Raw genomic sequence first — 18788 nt, forward strand, 5'->3', positions numbered from 1 at the left:
ACGTTGCGGGTCCGCACTGACGACGAGGTCTACCGGGTCGACGCCGTCTGGCTCGGCCCGCCCAAAGCGACCTTCCCCTGGCGCGCGCGATACGTCGCGTGGGGCGTCGGGATCGTCGTTTTCCTCGTCGTACTCACGATCGAGCGGCAGATGGGCATCGGGTTCGGGTTCTTCTCGACCGCGTGGGCCCTCGTCGCGACGATCATCCTCACTCGCTTCATCACCCAGCGGATCAGCCATGAACGGCCCCTCACGGCTGTCATGTCGATGTGGGTCCGCGAGCTCACCGCACCTCGAGAGCGCACGGCGAGTACCGGCGGAGCGGCCAGTGCCGCCCGGATCCGGGTCAGTCCGCAGCGGCCTCGTCCCAAGTTGAGCAAGAAACAACGGGCGAGACAGCAGGCCCAGCACCGCCGGACGTCAGCCAGCCGTAAGAAGGAGGTTCGCGGTGTTCGGACGCCGGCGAGACCGTGACCGTCGCTCCGCCCAGCACATCGCCCAGCACGCCGCAGCGGACCCGCGCGAGCGCGAGAGGGCGGCATACTCCCAGCGCGGCCGTCGCCTGCCCGGCGAGCAGGCCGTGCCCAGCTACACCCCGTCGATCGCCGCGCGCAGCATCGACGGCCACCTGCTGCGCACCGGCCAGGAGGTCTACGCCTGGTACCGGCTCGCGCCGCAGCGCTGGTCGTTCCGCAGCGACTCGCAGCGCCAGGACCTGATCGCCGCGATCGCGGGCCAGTACGCCGAGCTGCAGGGCCGCTGGATGCACCTGCGGGTCACCACGCGGCCGTACCCGATCCGCATGTGGGCCGAGGCGCACGTGCACAACGCCGTCAAGCGCCTGCCGGACACCCCCGGCACGCTGTCGTTCGACGACTACATGATCGGCGAGCAGCAGCAGCTGATGGGCCGCTCGATGGCGGAGAAAGAGGTCTACCTGGGCGTCCAGGTGCAGACCCGCAACATGATGGACCGCGCCGTCGAACGCGCCGCTCCCGTGCTGCGCAAGGTCTTCCCGGACGCCGTCGACGCCGAACTGGTGGCGCTGGACTCCGAGGTCGAGCACCTCGACCAGGTCATCGGCTCCGCGGGGCTCGAAGGCCGTCCCGCGACGGCCGAGGAGATGTCCTGGCTGATGCACAGGTCGTGCTCGCTGGGCCTGCCCGCGCCGCGCAACCTGCCCGCCGTACCCGGTGCCGCGTGGGAACCGGAGGACCTGGCGTCCTTCACCGACGCCGCGGACTTCCACCAGGAGCCCTACTCGCCGACGGTGACCGTGCGCGGCCGCACCGGCTCGAACGCGGGCATCAAACGGCACGTCGCGGTGCTCACCGTCGGGCTGATGCACGGCCTGCAGATCCCCGAGGTCGACGACCCGTGGGTGCAACGCGCCGACCGGCTGCCGGCCTCGGTGGAGTGGTCCGCCCGCATCTACGTGCGCAAGCCCGAGGAAGTCTCGGGTGAGCTGTCGCGGCAGATGAGCAAGGTGCGCTCGCAGGTCCGCCACTACACCGACGAACACGAGCTCGAACCGCCGCAGTCGCTGGCCCGCCAGGCCGGTCGCGTGCTGGAGATCGACGACGAGATGACGTCGGGCTTCACCGCGCTGGGCACCCGGGTGCGCAGCTGGTGGCGGTTGGCGGTCAGCGGCCCGACCGAGCGCGAGGCGCTGCGGCTCGCCCAGTCGCTGCTGGAGCTGTACAAGCCGAAGGTCTCGATCGACCATCCCGAGGCCCAGTACGCGATCGCCCGCGAGTTCATCCCCGGCGAGCCGCTGTCGAACGGCGCGTACCTGCGTCGCGGCAGCGTGTTGTGGGCCGCGTCCGCTGTCCCGACCGCGACGGCCGAGGTCGGTGACCGCCGCGGGATCCTGCTCGGCGAGACCGTCACGGCCACCCGCCGCCCGGTCGCGTGGGATCCGTGGATGGCGCAGGAACTCCGGGACGCCTCCGGTCTGACGGCGATGGTCGCGGGTCTGGGTGCCGGCAAGTCGTTCCTCGGCGGCGGCATGGTCTACAAGACGCTGCGGGCCGGCGCGCACTGGACGTTGCTCGACCCGTCCGGACCGCTCTCCGCCCTGTGCGACCTGCCGGAGCTGCGGCCGTACGCGCGGCCGATCAACCTGCTCAACGCCCAGCCCGGCATCCTCAACCCGTACCGGGTGGTCGCCGAGCCGATGATCGAGCACTTCCTCGACGAGGACGACCCGGAACGCGCCTGGCGCCGGGAGAAGGCACTGGCCGCGGCGACCCGCCGTCGTCTGGTGCTGGACGTGCTCACGGGTCTGCTGCCGTACGAGGTCGCACGCCTGCCCCAGACGCGCATCGTGTTGCTGCGCGCGGTCCGCACGGTCGGTGGCCGCTTCGACGCCCACCCCGGTCTCGTCTTCGAGGCGCTGCGCCGGGACGCGTCCGAGCACCACGAGCACGCCGTCGTCGTCGCGGACTTCCTCGACGAGATGCGCGAGCGCATGTCGTTGCTGATCCCCGAGGAGAACGACGACCCGTACAACGAGGTGCGCGACGACCGCCTCACCGTCCTGACGATGGCGGGCCTGAACCTGCCGAAGGACGGCGTCGGCCGCGAGCACTGGACGGACGCCGAGTCGCTCGGCGTCGAGATGCTGAACCTCGCCGCGTGGCTCACCCAGCGCTCGATCTACGAGAAGCCGAAGGACCAGCGCAAGGGCGTCTGGATCGACGAGGCGTTCTTCCTCTCGGAGGTCCCGACCGGTCGCGTGCTGATGAACCGCTTCGCGCGTGACTCGCGAAAGTGGAACGTCCGCGTGCTGCTCTCGTCGCAGATCCCCGCCGACTTCCTGAAGATCCAGGGCTTCGTGACGCTGCTCGACTCGGTCTTCGTCGGCCGGCTCGACGACGACTCCGCGCAGGCGGATGCGTTGCGGCTGCTCAAGGTTCCGATCGGGGCCGGCTACGAGCAGGTCATCGCGTCGCTCGGCCGCCGCCCCGGTGGCGACCGCAACGCGACCGAACGCGACCGCGCGCCGCGGCAGTTCATCTTCGGCGACGGCGCCGGTGGCGTGGAGCGGATCCGCATCGACTTCAGCGGCCCGCACCTCGAACACCTGCGCAACGCCCTCGACACGACGCCGGACGCGAAACGCGACCGCACCGACCTCGTGCCGACGGACGAGAACGCGGCCGCCCAGCCGCCCGCCTACGTGCCCGACGAGATCGACGACGAACTGGCGGCGGACATGGAACTAGGACTGACGGAGGAAGAGGCCCACTTGGTGGGCCACGGTGACGGCCCCAACCGCCACCGGGACGGCGCCGCATGACGGCGCTGACGATCGTGCTCGCGATCGCCGCCTTGCTCTGGGCGAGGCGGCGGTTCGCGCTGCGCACGTCAGCCCGATCGCGATCCGTTCTCGCGGTCTCGGTCATCCTCGCGCTGCAGGTGGTGATCGGCGCTCCGGCGGCGAACGCCCAGGCGTGTGGCGACCCGCCGAACCCCGAACGTCCCGGCGCGGGCATGGTCGGCGCGCTCGACCCGCCCGTCGGCAACGGCCTGCCGGGCTCGCCGTACCTCGAATACGGCTACGCGGGCATGGTCTGGCACTACTACCAGGCCAGCTGCACCATCCCGAACGCCAGCGCCACGCTCGACACGTGGGCGGGCAACGAGCTCTTCAGCATCGGCAAGAACATCGTCGGTGCCACGAACGCGTTGCACTACACGGTGATGGGCCGCGGTCTGCTCGTCCCGCTGGACGACGCCGTGAAGAACGGCGTGCAGAAGGTCTACGACAACGTCTACCTGCGCTGGTTCGGACTGGTCGCGCTGATACTCGCGATCCTGATGTTCCGGCAGATCTGGACGGGCGACTTCGCCACGATCTCCAGACGCGGGCTCTGGGCGTTGGCGGCGATGTGGCTGGCAACGTCCACATTGGCCTTGCCGCAGTTCTACAACCTCCTCGACAACACGCTGGTCTCCAAGACGTCGGAGATACAGGCGGGGTTCATCGAGGCCCCTGAAGAACAAGGCACACTTCACGTACTACCAACGAAACTGCACGACGCGGTCGTCTACCAGAGCTGGCTGCGCGGTGCGTTCGGCACACCGGAAGCACCGCAGGCAGCCGAGTTCGGCCCGCGCATCCTCAAGGCCCAGGCGTGGACGACGGCGGAGATCGCGGAGCACAAGGACGCGGACCAGGCGGCGCTGACGGCGAAGAAGGCCGAGTGGAAGGCGCTGGAAGGCCAGCTCGGCACGTCGAAGGGCTACTTCGACGGCACCGACGGCAGCCGCACCGGCGCGGGTTTCCTGGCGCTGCTGCAGTCCATCGCGTTCTCGCTGTTCCAGTTGTTCGCCAAGGCCGCGGTGCTGCTGGCTCAGCTGCTGCTGCGCATCCTCACGCTGGCCGGACCGCTCATCGGCCTGGTCGCGCTGATCCACCACGACCTGCTGCGCAAGGTCGCGCGGGCGGCCGCCGTGACGGTGTTCAACGTGCTGGTGCTCGCGGTCCTCGCGGGTGTCCACGCGTTGCTGCTGCAGGCGATCTTCAACGCGACCGGGCTTTCGTTGCTCACCAGGACGTTGCTCGGCCTGATGCTGACACTCGTGTGCTTCGTCATCGGCAAACCGTTGCGCCGCATGTGGCAGATGGTCGAGATGTCGGTCGGCTCGGCGGGCAACGTCCTGCCGATGAGCGGCGGCGTCCTGTCGAAGATGATGGGCAGGAAGAAGCAGACCGGCCCCACCCCGCAGGACGAGTTCTGGGATTCGGTGCGGGAGAACGACATCGACGGCGAACAGGTGCCGCAGCGCGGCCGCGGCCGGGTGCGCCCGGAGGCCTCCAGCCCGGTCATGGCGACGGCTCAGCGCCTCGACCGCGACTCCCAGCCCGGTCAGATCGTCAGCGGTGGCGACGGCTACGGCGTGCGCGCGGGTGCGCTGCCTTCGGGATCGGGCCCGGCGGCGTTGCCGGTCGCCCGGTCGCGTGTGGTGGACAGCCCGCCCGTCACGGACCGGCAGTGGGACCGGGTCGACGACTCGGTGCTCGTGCCGTCGCGGACCAGCTCCAACGGTTATCAGGGCCCGGTGCAGGAACCGCGCAGGGCTGAGACAGAAGTGGTGGCAGGGCGCCCGGTGCACGTGATCTACCGACCGTCACGCGGTTTCGAAGTCAGGGACAACTGAAGGGAGGCGTAGGTGCCGATCCGGACCAACCGCGGCCGTGCCGCGGTCTACCGCAGGCTGTGGGGATGGCCGCTGCGCTCCCCGCGGCACCTGGCCGCGTCGATCATCATCTTCGTGGTGCTGGTCGTCGCGCTCGGCGTGATCATCCCGAAGGTGCTCGACCGCAAGCCCTCCGATCCGACGGCCGCCGGTCAGCCCTCGACGTCGGCGGGAGGCACCCAGGTGGGGCAGCTGCCGTCCAGCGGCGTCTCGCTGCCGACCAAGCAGCCGCCGCCCACGAACGCCGCCTCGGCCGCCCCTCCCGCGGCCGACGCGCAGCTCGTCGCGGAGCTGTGGGCCGAGAACTGGATCAAGCCGCCGCCCGACAACGACGTCACCAAGTGGCTCGCGCAACTCCGTCCTTACACGACGGAGGAGTTCCTCGCGCAGATGGCGACGATCGACCCCAAGAACGTGCCGGACAAGATCACCGAGAAGGTGGCGCCGAAGCGGTCGACCGTGTCGTCGGCGGACTTCCAGGTGGGAACTGATGTCGGCAAGGTCGTCATCACGTTGATCAAGCTCTCGCCCAGCAACGAGTGGCGGGTCAACGGCTACACGAAGGCGGACTGACCCATGCGATGGATGCTGCTGGTCGGTGCGATCGGCATGGTGGTCGTGATCGCCGTGGCGACCTCGGGCGTGACCCAGGTCGTCAGCAACTCCACGAACCCCGCTGCCGGGGCGAACTACCTGCGGATGGGCTGCAACGCGTCCATCGGGCCGTGGGACGCGGGCGGCGGCGACAAGGGCCGGCACGACGCGTCGCGCCTCAACGACGAGCAGCGCAACATCGTGGCCCGCATCATCTCCATCGGCCAGGAGCGCAAGCTGCCGCCGCTCGCGTGGCAGATCGCGATCCAGGCCGGCATGACCGAGTCGGGCCTGCGTCCGCTGAACTACGGCGACCGCGACTCGCTCGGGATCTTCCAGATGCGTCCGTCGATGGGCTGGGGAACACCCGCCCAGGTCACCGACCCGACGTACGCGATCAACAAGTTCTACGACGTGCTGCTGAAGGTGCCGGACTGGGAGAACAAGCGGCCCGGCGACTCCGCGCAGGCGGTGGAACGGTCGGCCTTCCCGGACCGCTACCACAACTGGGAGTCCATGGCGGCGTTCCTGCTGGGCGAGCTGGGCCAGATCACCGACCCGGCCGGCTGCGGCTCGGGCGCGGGCGAGTTCCTGCTGGCGTCGAACGCGGCGGGCGTCGCGATCCAGTTCACCAGGGAACAGCTGGGCGAGCCGTACCTGTGGGGCGGCAACGGCCCGGACGCGTGGGACTGCTCGGGCATCCTCGTGAAGGCGTTCGGGGCGGCCGGCGTGAAGATCCCGCGCGTGGCGAACGACCAGTACGAAAAGGGCGGCGCCCACCTGCCGGTGCGCGAGGCCCAGGCCGGAGACCTGCTCTTCTGGGCCTACAACACGGCTGATCCACGCTCGGTCCACCACGTCGGCATGTACCTCGGCAACGACGAGTACATCCATGCCCCCCAGACGGGTGACGTCGTGAAGATCAGCAAGATCAACTGGAATTATCAAGAGTTGATGCCGCTGGCCGTCCGGCCGGGCGTGTAGATCGCGGGGAGGCGCTGCATGTTCAACCACGACCCCATCCCGAGGCCTTCAGGACCGCCCGCGTCGAGCACACCAGTGCGTGACTACATGGCGGCTGGAGCTCCGGGTGTGTCCGCTGACTACGTGGTCATCCCACGCGCGTTGGCAGAAGCCATGCCGTTGCCGTGGCAGCAGCACCTGACGCACCTGATGGCCGAGTTCCACCGCACCTACGGCCACCTCAAGTGGCCGGTCTACCGCGTGGTGCCGTCGCGCTACGAGAAACTCGCCGACCTCGACGAGGAACAACTGGCCGAGGTCGGCGCCATCATGGAGATCGACAGCGACGGCTCGCTGGTCTACCGCGACCGTTCCGGCCGGAAGATCGAGAACGCCGAGGACCGCACAGTTCTGGTCTCGTGTTTGGATCCGATCCCCTCGGAGTACGCCAACGCCAACCAGTCGACGCCGCCGCGGGGATTCCCGGCGCCTTTGGGAGGCGAACGAGTATGAGCGACAGCAGTGGTTGGTACTACTGCCTGACTCACCAGACGGTGGAACAGGGCAAGGGCTGCAAGGGCCCCGACCGCATGGGCCCCTACCCGGACGAGGCCACCGCGGCCAACGCACTGGAGATCGCCCGCGAACGAACCCGCGCGGCCGACGAGTCGGACAAGAAGTGGCGCGGCGACGACGAGGACTGAGCACTTGAGTCCTTAGTCTGTGCGGGTGTCTTCCCTGGTGATCCGCACGGGCCGTGCCGACCTGGCTTTCGACGGCGTGCGTGCCGAGTTCGGACTGCGGTCCGCGTTCCCCGCCGCCGTGCTGGCCGAGGCTGAGGCGGCGGTCTCCCGTTCGTTCGGAGACCGCCCCGACCTCACCTCCATCCCGTTCGTGACGATCGACCCGCCCGGTGCGAAGGACCTGGACCAGGCGCTGTGCGTCCTTCGTTCGGGCGATGGCTTCGTGGTGCACTACGCGATCGCCGACCTCGGTGCGTTCGTGACGCCGGGCGGAGCCCTGGACGCCGAGGTCCGGCAGCGCGGCCAGACCATCTACCTGCCCGACGGCAACGTGCCGCTGCACCCGACCGCGCTGTCCGAGGGCGCCGCCTCACTCCTGCCGGGCGTCGTGCGGCCCTCCGTGCTGTGGACGTTCACCTGCTCGGCTGACGGCGTGCCCACCTCCGTGGAGGTGCGCCGCGCCCTGGTCCGCTCCCAGGCCCAGTTCGACTACGCCTCGGTGCAGGCGACCTTCGACGCCGGCAACCCGCACCCGTCCGTCGCCGCCCTGGCCGAGTTCGGCCCGTTGCGCCGCGCCCTGGCCCGCGAGCGCGGCGCGATCGAACTCCAGCTGCCCGAGCAGGAGATCGAGTCCAACGGCTCCGGCTGGAAGCTCGTCACCCGTCCCCGCGCCGAGGTCGACGCGTGGAACGCCGAGATCTCGCTGATGACCGGCATGGCGGCCGCGTCGATCATGCTGGAGGCCCGCTGCGGCATCCTCCGCACGCTGCCGAACCCGGACGCCGACGCGGTCACCTCTCTGCGCAAGTCCGCAGCGGCCCTGAGGGTGCCGTGGCCCGCGGACGTGTCGCCGGGTGCCTTCCTGTCCGGGCTGGACGCTTCCACGCCTGAGGCGTTGGCGCTGTTCACCGACGCCACGCGGCTGTTGCGTGGCGCGGGTTACTCGGCCTTCAACGGCACCGTGCCCGAGGTGACCACCCACGCAGGCGTTGCCGCGCCCTACACACACGTGACCGCACCGCTCCGTCGCCTGGTGGACCGGTTCGCCACCGAGGTCTGCCTGGCCGTCACTGCGGGCGAGGAGCTGCCTGGGTGGCTGGCTGAGGCGCTGCCGCAGCTGCCGTCGCTGATGGGCGCCTCGGACTCGGTGGCCTCCAAGGTCGACCGCGCGGCGCTGGACCAGGTCGAGGCCTGGGTGCTGGCCGGACGAGTCGGGCAGGAGTTCGAGGCCGTCGTGCTGCGGGCGAGCGAGCACGAGGCCGAGATCTTCGTGTCCGACCCGCCGGTGCTGGCCAAGTGCGCTGGCAAACGTTTGCCAGAAGGCGAGCGAATCCGCGTCCGCCTCGCCGAGGCAGACCCAGCCGAACGCCGCGTCCGCTTCGAGCAAGCCTGACCCGCCCTGGCTGTGATGGCGTCTGCAAGTACCGCCAACTGCAAGTTGGTGGTACTTGCAGACGCCCTCAGCCAACGCCGTCCGAGCGCAAGGTCACGTTGCACAGCCCACTCCCAGGCGTCCGTGTGAAGATGCACGGGTGACAGACATTCGTGACCTCACCGTCGGCGTCCTGGGCGGCACCGGAGCCCAGGGCAAGGGCCTCGCGATCCGCTGGGCCAAGGCGGGCCTCAAGGTGATCATCGGCTCCCGCAGCGCCGAGCGGGCCGAGCTGGCGGCCAAGGAGATCGTCGATGTCGCCGGCGGCGACGTGCGGGGTGCGGACAACTCCGACTGCGCGGCCGACTCGGACATCGTGCTCGTCGCGGTGCCGTGGGACGGGCACGGGGATCTGCTGCAGAGCCTGCGGGACCAGTTGGCCGGGAAGATCGTCATCGACTGCGTCAACCCGCTCGGCTTCGACAAGCAGGGGCCGTTCGCGCTACCGGTCACCGAGGGCAGTGCGGCTCAGCAGGCCGAGGTCCTGTTGCCGGAGTCCAGGGTCACGGCCGCGTTCCACCACGTGTCCGCGGTGCTGCTCGCCGACCTCGCCGTGTCCGAAGTGGACATGGACGTGCTGGTGCTGGGCGACGACCGCGAGGCCACCGACACCGTGCGCGAGCTGGCCGAACTGGTGCCGGGCTTCCGCGGCGTCTACGGCGGACGGCTGCGCAACGCCCACCAGGTCGAGGCGTTCACCGCGAACCTCATCGCGATCAACCGCCGCTACAAGACCCACGCCGGCCTGAAGATCACGGGAGTCTGATGCTTCCCGTCGACGACCTCGGTGAACCGGTGGCGGTCGACCAGCCCCAGCGCGTGGTCAGCCTGGTGCCGTCGATCACCGAGGCCGTCGTGGTCAGCGTCCCCGCATCGCTGGTGGGCGCCACGGACTACTGCACGCATCCGTCCGATTTGGACGTTCAGCGCGTCGGCGGCTCGAAGTACCCGGACGTCGACAAGGTCATGAGCCTCCACCCCGACCTCGTCATCGCGAACTCCGAGGAGAACCGCGCCGAGGACGTGGACAGGTTGCGCGCCAACGGCATCCAGGTCTGGGTGACCGAGGCGCCCGCCACGGTGCCGATGGCGCTCAAGTCGCTCCGCAGGTTCTTCGCCATGGCCTGGGACCTCGAACCCGACTGGCTCACCCAAGCCGAGGACCTGTGGCGCGAGACGAAACCGCGGAAGCTCACCGCGCTGATCCCGGTCTGGCGCCGCCCGTGGGTCGTCGTAGGCCGTGCTACTTTCGCCACCGATGTGTTGCGGCGCCTGGGAATCGAGAACGTCTACGCCGAGGACGCCGAACGCTACCCGCGCCCCACCCTGCAGGAGCTGAACGACAAGCGCCCTGACCTGGTGATCCTGCCCGACGAGCCGTACGTGTTCACCCACGACGACGGCCCGGAAAGCTTCCCGGGACTGCCGTACGCGCTGGTCAACGGCCGCCACCTGACCTGGTACGGCCCGTCCCTGGTGGAGGCGAGGGCAAGCCTCGAACGAGCCCTCGACTACGGCCAGGGTTGACAACCACAGGTGGATTCGCGAAACCGGGCGCGCTGCCAAGATCCCCGCCATGGGGAAACTAGCCGCGATCATCGCGACCGCCGCAGCCGCCACCGCACTGACCGCCATCCCGGCCCAGGCCGAGCCCGTGGTCGTCTACCAGCTCGCCGGCAGCACCCGCTGCCTCGCCGACACCGGCACCAACGTCGTTCTGAAGCCCTGCAACGAGATCTCCGACGAACAGCGCTGGATCGTCCCGATAAGCGGTGGCGTCGACTGGCCGCACAACATCGCCACCAACAAGTGCCTGGGCGCCACCAGCACCGGTGACGTCCTCGGTCAGGCCTGCAGCTCCAGCCCCAGCCAGCGCTGGCGCCGCAGCACGACCGGCAGCACGTTCCAGTTCCGCAACGCCGGCACCAACAAGTGCCTGACCGCCCAGGTCACCGTCGCGGCGTGCACGACGTCGAGCGCGAAGTGGGTCGGCCTCCGCTAGTCCCGGAACCGATCCGTCGCCTCCAGCAGTGCCGCCAGGATGCCGGGTTCGTCGTAGGCGTGCCCGGCATCCGGCACCACCACCAGTTCCGACCCGGGCCAGGCCTTGTGCAGGTCCCAAGCCGACACCGCGGGCGTCGCGATGTCGTACCGCCCCTGCACGATCACGCCGGGAATGCCGTCCAGCCGCGAGGCGTCCCTGATCAGCTGCCCCTCCTCGAACCACCCGCCGTGCACGAAGTAGTGGTTCTCGATCCGGGCGAACGCCAGCGCGTACGACGGCTCGGCGAACTCCGCCACCAGCTCCGGCCGCGGCAGCAACGTCACCGTCGCGCCTTCCCACGTGCTCCACGCGACGGCGGCCGGCCCGTGCACGGCGGGATCCGGCGAAGCGAGCAACTTCGCGTACAGCTCGACCGGATCGCCGGACATCCCCTCCAGCGGCGCCGTGAACTTCTCCCACAGGTCGGGGAAGAGCTGGGCCGCCCCGCCGCGGTAGTACCAGTCCACTTCGGACGACCGCAGCGTGAAGATCCCGCGCAGCACCAGCTCGGAGACCCGCGCGGGGTGCTTCTCGGCGTAGGCCAGCGCCAGCGTCGAGCCCCAGGAGCCGCCGAACACCTGCCACCGCTCGATCCCGAGCGACGTCCGCAGCAGCTCCATGTCCGCGACGAGGTGCCAGGTCGTGTTCAACGACAGATCGTCCGACGTCGAGGCGTGCGGCTGCGAACGCCCGCACCCGCGCTGATCGAACAGGACGATCCGGTAGACGGACGGGTCGAACAGGCGGCGGTGCGACGGCGAGCAGCCGCCGCCGGGGCCGCCGTGCAGGAACACGACGGGCTTGCCGGCCGGGTTGCCGCACTCCTCCCAGTACACGAGGTTGCCGTCGCCGGTGTCCAGGTGGCCTGACGCGTGGGGCTCGATCTCCGGGTACATGGGCCTATCGTCGGACACATGGCGCAGTTCACGAAGGAGACGTCGACCACGGGCGCGTTCGTCCGGCAGCCCAACCGCTTCACCGCACGCCCGGAGCCCGAGCCAGGCCGTTACCGGCTCGTCGTCAGCCTCGCCTGTCCATGGGCGCACCGCGCGGTCATCGTCCGCAAGCTGCTGAACCTCGAAGACGCCATCTCGCTGGCGATCGTCGACCCGATCCGCGACGACAAGGGCTGGCGCTTCACCGAAACCGACCCCGTCCTCGGCATCGACTTCCTCAGTCAGGCGTACCGCAACGCCGACCCGGACTACGACGGCCGGGTCACCGTGCCGGCGATCGTCGACACCACCACCGGCGAGGTCGTCACCAACGACTACCCGCAGATCACGCTGGACTTCAGCCTCAAGTGGCGCCCGGAGAGCACCCTCTACCCGGAACACCTGCGCGAAGAGATCGACGCCTGGATCGAACCGATCTTCCACAACGTCAACAACGGCGTCTACAAGGCCGGTTTCGCCACGTCACAGGAGGCCTACGAAGAGGCGTACACGAACCTGTTCGCTGAGCTGGACCGCATCGAGAAGCACCTCGAAACCCGCAGCCACCTGGTCGGCGACCAGCTCACCGAGGCCGACATCCGGCTCTGGACCACGCTGGTGAGGTTCGACGCCGTCTACCACGGCCACTTCAAGTGCAACCGCAACAAGCTGACCGAGATGCCGAACCTCTGGGCGTACGCGAAACGGCTGTACGCGCAGTTCGGCGACACGGTGAACTGGGACCACATCAAGCGCCACTACTACGTGACGCACCACCAGATCAATCCGACCGGCATCGTGCCGGCGGGCCCAGACCCGGAGGTCTGGACCCGCTGACCAGCCAGAATCAGTGGAAGGTGTGCTCGGGGCCGGGGAACTGGTGCCCGCGCACCTCGTTGGCGAACTCGGAGGCCGCGCCGAGCATGACGTCGGCGAGGTTCGCGTAGCGCTTGACGAAGCGCGGGCCCTTGCCGCGGCGCAGGCCCATCATGTCCTGCCACACCAGCACCTGGGCGTCGGTGTCCGGGCCGGCACCGATGCCCACGGTCGGGATGACCAGGTCGTGCGTGATCTGCTTGGCGACCTCGGCGGTCACCATCTCCAGCACGACCGCGAACGCGCCCGCCTCCTGCACCGCCAGCGCGTCCTGCACCACGGCGTCGTGGCCCTCGTGACGACCCTGCACGCGGTAGCCGCCCAGCTGGTGCTCGGACTGCGGGGTGAAGCCGATGTGCGCCATGACCGGGATGCCCGCGGCGGTGATCGCGCGGATGTGCGGCGCGAAGTAGGCGCCACCCTCCAGCTTGACCGCGTGCGCCTGGCCTTCCTTCATGAACCGGACGGCCGTCGCGACAGCCTGCTCTACCGACACCTGGTATGAGCCGAACGGCAGGTCAGCGACAACGAGAGAGCGACGCGTCGAGCGCGTCACAGCGCGTACGAGCGGTACGAGCTCGTCCACGGTCACGGGCAGAGAGGTCTCGTGGCCGTAGACGTTGTTCGAGGCGGAGTCGCCGACCAACAACACGGGGATGCCCGCCTCGTCGAAGATCTCGGCGGTGTACATGTCGTACGCGGTGAGCATGGGCCACGGCTCGCCGCGTTCCTTCATGTCACGCAGGTGATGAACGCGGACGCGCTTCGCGGGAGCCTTCTGACCAGCTCCGTTGCCGTACGGCGCGGAAACTTCGGCATTGGTCATCGTCGACCGTTCCTTTCCTCGAGGCCTGCCTTCGCAGGTCCCCGGGCGCTTTGTGCACGGTTGCCGAACACCAGAGTGACACCGTTGGCCAGAAACGGAATGCAGATGCGGTTACCGTCACACGCGTGGCTGCGCGAATCACTGAACTGGTACTCGACTGCACCGATCCCGAACGTCTTGCCGCCTTCTGGTGCGAGGTTCTCGGCTACGAGGTGATCGACCGCGAGGACGTCCTGGTGGAGATCGCTCCGCCTGCACATGGACGTCCGGGCAACCGACCGCGACCAGAAGGACGAGCTGGAACGTCTCCTCGCGCTGGGCGCCACGCGCGTCGACATCGGTCAGGGCGAGGACGTGAGCTGGTACACGCTCGCGGATCCGGAAGGCAACGAGTTCTGCCTGCTCAGCGGTCGGGTAGACCCTTGAGCACCTCCCGGACGGCCATCACGACGGCGTCCGGCCTGTCCATCTGAATCATGTGACGGCTGCCGGGCACAGGCACGTTGCGCCCCCACGGCACGAGGGCGGCCAACGACCGGTGTTCCGGCCACACTTTTCTCCCGGCCGTGAGGACCAGCCACGGCACCCGCGGCAACTCACGACGCTTGCGCAGGCGTTCCAGCGTCGCCAGCTGACCGGGGTACGACGCGAGCTCCCACAGCGCCGCCCGCCCCACGCCGGGTCGCCGGTAGACCAGTTCGACCAGGTCAGCAGGCGCGGGATCGGTGACACCGAGCGTCGACACGGCGGTCAGCAGGTTGCGCACCGCGTGCCCGTAGCGGCGGGAGATCCGCGCGCCGAGCCAGCGGCTGCCGAACGCCCGCAGGCCCTGCGCGATCAACGCCGCCGGGTCGAACGGGGCGCCGGCACCCGGCGTTTCGGTGTCCGGATCGAGCAGCACGACCCCGTCGACCCGGTGCGGCCGAAGTCGGGCGTAGGCCTCGACGTGCATGGATGCCATCGAGTGCCCGATCAGGACCGCCCGCGGGGTCCCGCGCAGCACCGCGTCCAGCACGGCGACCTCCCGCGCCAGGGACGGCCCGCGCCGGGCCGGACCGCTCATCCCGAGCCCCGGCCGGTCGAACACGATCACCCTGGCGAGTGGTTCCAGCAGCCGCACGGTCCGGTCCCAGTCGAACCACGCCCCGCCCAGCCCAGAGCTGAGCACGACGACCGGCTGGTCAACACGCCCGGACGAGGTGACGTGCACCCGTCCGGCGGAGGAGGGGATCATGGCCGACACGGGCGGACCTCGGGAGTAGATGTGGCACCGGCGTGGAAGTGGAAGGCCGCGGGCACGATCGCGACGGTCGTGCAGCTGGCCGCGGTTTTGTCGCTGCTCAGGGTGATCCTGCCGGAGGACAGCTGGTTCACCGACGTCGCCGACGGGATCGGGTACTTCTTCGGCCTGCCGATCGACGGCAACCTCTTCATCGCCATGGTGTTCTTCGTGCTGGGCGCCGCCCTGCGCAGGCGCAAGCGAGCAGCGCTGTGGGCGTTGCTGCTGTTCCAGGTCATGGGCCTGGCACTGGTCGGCTTCATCATGGTCATCTTGGCCGTCGCACCTGAAGAAGTCCTGGACGAGGGCGAGAAACCGCACTGGGTGTTTCTCGGTGTCGGGATCGCGACCTCACTGCTGTTCGTGACGCTGCTGTGGATCGTGCGGGAGGCGTTCCCCGCCCGGCTGGCCCGCGGTGCGTGGCGGCGCGCGCTGGCGTCGTTCGTGCTGGGCATGATCGTGCTGGTGCTGGCGGGCTGGGGCCTCACCGAGGTGTTCCCCGGCAAGCTGGTCCAGCAGACCGACAAACTGGCGTGGGCGGCGAACCAGGCGACGGGCGAGGTCGTCCGGCTGGGCCGGTTGGACATCCCAGAGGGACCGCAGTGGCTGAGCGTCGTCCTGGGTCTCGGCGGCACCCTCGTCGCGATCCGCGCGATGTACCTGTTCTTCCGGGGTGTCCGGACCCAGAACATGATCACGCCCGACCAGGAGCTGGACGTGCGCCGGCTGCTCGCCGCCGACGGCGAGCCCGACTCGCTGGGCTACTTCGCGACCCGGCGCGACAAGAGCGTGGTGTTCGCGGCTTCCGGACGTGCGGCGTTGACCTACCGGGTGATCGGCGGCGTCACCCTGGCGTCGGCGGACCCCATCGGTGACGAGGAGGCCTGGCCAGAGGCCGTGCTGGCGTGGTTGGCCGAGGCACGCACCTACGGCTGGATGCCTGGTGTGCTGGGCGCTTCCGAACGTGGCGCGCAGGTCTACTCCGATGCCGGGCTCAAGGCGCTGGAGATCGGTGACGAGGCGATTCTGGACGTCCGCGAGTTCGTCCTGGCCGGTCCGGAACGGCGCGGGTTGCGCCAGGCCGTGTCCAGGGTCGAACGTGCCGGGTACACCGCGCGGGTCCGCCGGCACAGCGAGATCGCGCCGGACGAGATGGCGTCCATTCTGGACCTCGCGGAGGCATGGCGTGGCGCCGAGACCGAGCGCGGGTTCTCGATGGCACTGGGACGCCTGGGAGATCCGAGCGACGGCCGCTGTGTGATGGTCGAGGCTTACGACGCTTCCGGCGCGTTGCGCGGGTTGCTGTCGTTCGTGCCGTGGGGCCGTCGTGGCGTGTCGCTGGACCTGATGCGGCGGGACCGGGCCGCGGAGAACGGCCTGAACGAGTACATGGTGGCGCAGTTCGCTGCCGCTGCCGGACACCTCGGCGTGCAGCGGATCTCGTTGAACTTCGCGATGTTCCGCGCGGTGTTCGAGGAGGGCGAGAAGATCGGCGCCGGCCCGGTGCTGCGGGCGTGGCGGCGGGTGCTGTCGCTCGCGTCGCGGTTCTTCCAGCTGGAGTCGCTGTACCGGTCGAACGCCAAGTACCTGCCGGACTGGGAACCGCGGTTCCTCTGCTACCAGCGCTCGCGGTCGTTGCCGCAGGTCAGCATCGCTGCCGGGGTGGCGGAGGGGTTCGTGCCGTCGCTGCGCTCACTGCGCAGGCGGGCGCTGCAGAAGACCGACGTGAGCTCCGAGTTCGCGCTGAAGGTCGCCGAGATCGACGCGATCCGGGTGGAACCGAAGGTGGTGCGCCGGCCGGAGCAGGTCCGGGTGCGGATCGCGAAGGTCGACCGCCTGGTGTCGCAGGGCGTCGACCCGTACCCGGTGGGCTTCGACCGGTCGGATCTCCTCGCCGCGGCTCGGGAACGGTTCGGCGAGGACGTCTCGATCACCGGACGCGTGGTGGCGCTGCGGGAGATGGGCAAGCTGTGCTTCGCGCGGCTGCGGGACTTCAGCGGCGAGATCCAGCTGATGCTGGCCGTCGACTCGCTCGGCGACGCGCTGACGTCCTGGAAGTCCGACGTCGACCTGGGTGACCACGTCGGCGTCACCGGACAGGTGATCAAGTCCGACCACGGCGAGATCTCCGTGCTGGCCACGTCGTGGGTGATGACCGCGAAGTGCCTGCACCCGTTGCCCGACAAGCGAAAGGGCTTCACCGACCCGGAGGCCCGCGTCCGCCAGCGCTACCTGGACCTGGTGGTGAACCAGGACTCGGCTCACCTGTTGAAGCTGCGCAGCGACGTCATCCGCAGCGTGCGTGAGTTCCTGCACTCGCACTCCTACCTAGAAGTCGAGACGCCGATGCTGCAGGCGGTGCACGGCGGTGCGAACGCCCGGCCGTTCGTCACGCACATCAACGCCTACGACATGCGGATGTACCTGCGGATCGCGCCGGAGTTGTACCTCAAACGGCTGTGCGTGGCGGGTGTGGACCGGGTGTTCGAGCTGAACCGCAACTTCCGCAACGAAGGCGCGGACGCCACGCACAACCCCGAGTTCACGATGCTCGAGGCTTATCAGTCCTATGCGGACTACCGGGTCATGCTCGACCTGGTGCGCACGTTGATCCAGCACGCGGCGCGCACGGCGTTCGGCGAAGAGGTGGCGCACCGGCCGGACGGCGTGTTCGACATCTCGGGGGAGTGGCCGGTGGTTCCGGTCTACAGCGCCGTTTCCGCTGCCTTGGACACCGCTGTCACGCCGGACACGTCGGTGGCGGAGCTGCGATCGCTTTTGGGTGCGCGGGATGTGGAGGTCAACGACGACTGGGACCACGGGCAGCTGGTGCAGGAGGCGTACGACTCGTTCGTCGAGGCCTCCACCGTCGGGCCGACGTTCTACATCGACTTCCCGACCTCGGTGTCCCCGCTGACCCGGCAGCACCGCGTCGACCCGCGGCTGGCCGAGCGGTGGGACCTGGTGGCGTTCGGCGCGGAGATCGGCACGGCGTACTCCGAGCTCACCGACCCGCTGGAGCAGCGGCGACGGCTGGAGGCGCAGTCGCTGAAGGCCGCGTCCGGTGACGTCGAGGCGATGGAGCTGGACGAGGACTTCCTGCGCGCGCTGGAGCACGGCATGCCGCCGACGGGCGGGCTCGGCATGGGCGTCGACCGGTTGCTGATGATGCTGACCGGTACGTCGATCCGGCAGACCGTGCTGTTCCCGTTCGTCCGGCCCCAGTGATTCGGCCCAGTGAGTCAGTGGTCCAGGTAGGCGAGCACGGCCTGGACTCTGCGGTCGCCTGAGCCGTCCTCGCTGTTGAGGCCGAGCTTGAGGAAGACGTTGCCGATGTGCTTGTGGACGGCCCCTGGGCTGAGGACGAGCCTCTCGCCGATGGCGGCGTTCGACAGCCCTTCCGCCATCAGTCCGAGGACTTCGCGCTCACGGGGCGACAGCACGCTGAGCGCGTCGTCCGCCTTGCGTCGCACCAGCAGCTGCGACACGACTTCGGGGTCCAGCGCCGTACCGCCGTTGGCCACGCGGTGCAGCGAGTCGAGGAAGTCCGCGACCTTGCCGACGCGTTCCTTGAGCAGGTAGCCGACGCCGCCGTTGGTGCCGGCCAGCAGTTCGTGTGCGTAGCTCTGCTCGACCCACGCACTGAGAACGAGCACGGCCAGCTTCGGGTGTCGCCGTCGTGCTTCAACGGCAGCTTTGAGCCCCTCGTCCGTGAACGTCGGTGGCATCCGCACGTCGACCACGGCGATGTCCGGCTCGTGTTCGGCCACGGCGTCGAGGAAGTCGGTCGGGTTGTCGGTCGCGGCGGCCACTTCGAGGCCTTCGTTGCGCAACAACAACGTCAGCCCCTCGCGGAGCAGTGCGTCGTCTTCGGCGATCACGATGCGCATG

The 18788-nt window shown here is 69.3% G+C and carries 17 protein-coding genes and 1 pseudogene; 14 read left to right on the top strand and 4 right to left on the bottom strand.

The genetic code is table 11. The features are described from left to right. Nucleotides 1-3 precede the first annotated feature (3 nt). From SK803_RS43010 to SK803_RS43060, 11 genes are all read left to right on the top strand, one after another. Nucleotides 4-474, top strand: coding sequence for a hypothetical protein (locus tag SK803_RS43010; protein WP_319972002.1), 471 nt, complete (start codon nucleotides 4-6; stop codon nucleotides 472-474). Continuing rightward, a complete protein-coding gene (locus SK803_RS43015; protein ID WP_406601666.1) occupies nucleotides 449-3301 on the top strand; it encodes an ATP-binding protein in 2853 nt (950 codons plus the stop codon). Before SK803_RS43010 ends, SK803_RS43015 begins: the two co-directional genes overlap by 26 nt. Further along, complete coding sequence (locus tag SK803_RS43020) at nucleotides 3298-5166, top strand: hypothetical protein (RefSeq protein WP_319972003.1); 1869 nt, start codon at nucleotides 3298-3300, stop codon at nucleotides 5164-5166. Before SK803_RS43015 ends, SK803_RS43020 begins: the two co-directional genes overlap by 4 nt. A 12-nt stretch (nucleotides 5167-5178) precedes the next feature. Then, nucleotides 5179-5778 carry a hypothetical protein gene (locus SK803_RS43025; RefSeq protein WP_319972004.1) on the top strand — a complete coding sequence of 200 codons (600 nt, stop codon included), beginning with the start codon at nucleotides 5179-5181 and terminating at the stop codon, nucleotides 5776-5778. Nucleotides 5779-5781: 3 nt separating this feature from the next. Then, nucleotides 5782-6783: a C40 family peptidase gene (locus SK803_RS43030; protein WP_319972005.1), complete on the top strand. Its 1002-nt coding sequence runs from the start codon at nucleotides 5782-5784 to the stop codon at nucleotides 6781-6783. A 108-nt stretch (nucleotides 6784-6891) separates the two neighbouring features. After that, nucleotides 6892-7275, top strand: coding sequence for a hypothetical protein (locus tag SK803_RS43035; RefSeq protein ID WP_319972006.1), 384 nt, complete (start codon nucleotides 6892-6894; stop codon nucleotides 7273-7275). Further along, nucleotides 7272-7466: a hypothetical protein gene (locus tag SK803_RS43040; RefSeq protein WP_319972007.1), complete on the top strand. Its 195-nt coding sequence runs from the start codon at nucleotides 7272-7274 to the stop codon at nucleotides 7464-7466. Before SK803_RS43035 ends, SK803_RS43040 begins: the two co-directional genes overlap by 4 nt. A gap of 25 nt (nucleotides 7467-7491) precedes the next feature. After that, nucleotides 7492-8898, top strand: coding sequence for an RNB domain-containing ribonuclease (locus SK803_RS43045; RefSeq protein ID WP_319972008.1), 1407 nt, complete (start codon nucleotides 7492-7494; stop codon nucleotides 8896-8898). Nucleotides 8899-9037: 139 nt separating this feature from the next. Further along, complete coding sequence (npdG, locus tag SK803_RS43050) at nucleotides 9038-9703, top strand: NADPH-dependent F420 reductase (RefSeq protein ID WP_319972009.1); 666 nt, start codon at nucleotides 9038-9040, stop codon at nucleotides 9701-9703. Then, entirely contained in the window at nucleotides 9703-10464 is a 762-nt protein-coding gene (locus SK803_RS43055; RefSeq protein ID WP_319972010.1) for a helical backbone metal receptor, read from the top strand. Before npdG ends, SK803_RS43055 begins: the two co-directional genes overlap by 1 nt. Nucleotides 10465-10513: 49 nt before the next feature. Continuing rightward, the gene (locus SK803_RS43060; RefSeq protein ID WP_319972011.1) at nucleotides 10514-10939 is read left to right on the top strand and encodes an RICIN domain-containing protein; all 426 of its coding nucleotides are present in this window, start codon (nucleotides 10514-10516) and stop codon (nucleotides 10937-10939) included. On the opposite strand, the gene pip is transcribed toward SK803_RS43060, so the two are convergent. Further along, on the bottom strand, nucleotides 10936-11877 hold the full coding sequence (pip, locus tag SK803_RS43065; RefSeq protein WP_319972012.1) for a prolyl aminopeptidase: 942 nt from the start codon (nucleotides 11875-11877) through the stop codon (nucleotides 10936-10938). The genes SK803_RS43060 and pip overlap by 4 nt on opposite strands. 18 nt (nucleotides 11878-11895) lie before the next feature. On the opposite strand from pip, the gene SK803_RS43070 reads away from it, so the two are divergent. Continuing rightward, nucleotides 11896-12753, top strand: a complete 858-nt coding sequence (locus SK803_RS43070; RefSeq protein ID WP_319972013.1) for a glutathione S-transferase family protein — start codon at nucleotides 11896-11898, stop codon at nucleotides 12751-12753. A 10-nt stretch (nucleotides 12754-12763) separates the two neighbouring features. Here the strand turns inward: SK803_RS43070 and panB are convergent, their stop codons facing one another. Continuing rightward, nucleotides 12764-13618, bottom strand: a complete 855-nt coding sequence (gene panB, locus SK803_RS43075; RefSeq protein ID WP_319972014.1) for a 3-methyl-2-oxobutanoate hydroxymethyltransferase — start codon at nucleotides 13616-13618, stop codon at nucleotides 12764-12766. A 125-nt stretch (nucleotides 13619-13743) separates the two neighbouring features. On the opposite strand from panB, the pseudogene SK803_RS43080 reads away from it, so the two are divergent. Further along, a pseudogene (locus SK803_RS43080) lies at nucleotides 13744-14044 on the top strand (VOC family protein). On the opposite strand, the gene SK803_RS43085 reads toward SK803_RS43080, so the two are convergent. Beyond that, nucleotides 14022-14852, bottom strand: coding sequence for an alpha/beta fold hydrolase (locus tag SK803_RS43085; RefSeq protein ID WP_319972025.1), 831 nt, complete (start codon nucleotides 14850-14852; stop codon nucleotides 14022-14024). The pseudogene SK803_RS43080 and the gene SK803_RS43085 sit on opposite strands and share 23 nt — an antisense overlap. A 30-nt stretch (nucleotides 14853-14882) precedes the next feature. Between SK803_RS43085 and lysX the strand changes: the two genes are divergently transcribed. Next, on the top strand, nucleotides 14883-18125 hold the full coding sequence (gene lysX, locus SK803_RS43090; RefSeq protein WP_319972015.1) for a bifunctional lysylphosphatidylglycerol synthetase/lysine--tRNA ligase LysX: 3243 nt from the start codon (nucleotides 14883-14885) through the stop codon (nucleotides 18123-18125). A 14-nt stretch (nucleotides 18126-18139) separates the two neighbouring features. On the opposite strand, the gene SK803_RS43095 is transcribed toward lysX, so the two are convergent. Further along, nucleotides 18140-18787 carry a response regulator transcription factor gene (locus SK803_RS43095; protein ID WP_319972026.1) on the bottom strand — a complete coding sequence of 216 codons (648 nt, stop codon included), beginning with the start codon at nucleotides 18785-18787 and terminating at the stop codon, nucleotides 18140-18142. Nucleotide 18788: the final 1 nt, after the last annotated feature.

The sequence above is a fragment of the Lentzea miocenica genome (assembly GCF_033949945.1).
In the GTDB taxonomy this organism is placed as follows: domain Bacteria; phylum Actinomycetota; class Actinomycetes; order Mycobacteriales; family Pseudonocardiaceae; genus Lentzea; species Lentzea miocenica.

Bases quoted from the DNA above. Each gene is read 5' to 3' on its own strand.
- SK803_RS43020 (WP_319972003.1), top strand. From the start codon at position 3,298: ATGACGGCGCTGACGATCGTGCTCGCGATCGCCGCCTTGCTCTGGGCG.
- SK803_RS43030 (WP_319972005.1), top strand. From the start codon at position 5,782: ATGCGATGGATGCTGCTGGTCGGTGCGATCGGCATGGTGGTCGTGATC.
- SK803_RS43040 (WP_319972007.1), top strand. From the start codon at position 7,272: ATGAGCGACAGCAGTGGTTGGTACTACTGCCTGACTCACCAGACGGTG.
- SK803_RS43055 (WP_319972010.1), top strand. From the start codon at position 9,703: ATGCTTCCCGTCGACGACCTCGGTGAACCGGTGGCGGTCGACCAGCCC.
- SK803_RS43060 (WP_319972011.1), top strand. From the start codon at position 10,514: ATGGGGAAACTAGCCGCGATCATCGCGACCGCCGCAGCCGCCACCGCA.
- pip (WP_319972012.1), bottom strand. From the start codon at position 11,877: ATGTACCCGGAGATCGAGCCCCACGCGTCAGGCCACCTGGACACCGGC.
- SK803_RS43070 (WP_319972013.1), top strand. From the start codon at position 11,896: ATGGCGCAGTTCACGAAGGAGACGTCGACCACGGGCGCGTTCGTCCGG.
- panB (WP_319972014.1), bottom strand. From the start codon at position 13,618: ATGACCAATGCCGAAGTTTCCGCGCCGTACGGCAACGGAGCTGGTCAG.
- SK803_RS43085 (WP_319972025.1), bottom strand. From the start codon at position 14,852: ATGATCCCCTCCTCCGCCGGACGGGTGCACGTCACCTCGTCCGGGCGT.
- SK803_RS43095 (WP_319972026.1), bottom strand. From the start codon at position 18,787: ATGCGCATCGTGATCGCCGAAGACGACGCACTGCTCCGCGAGGGGCTG.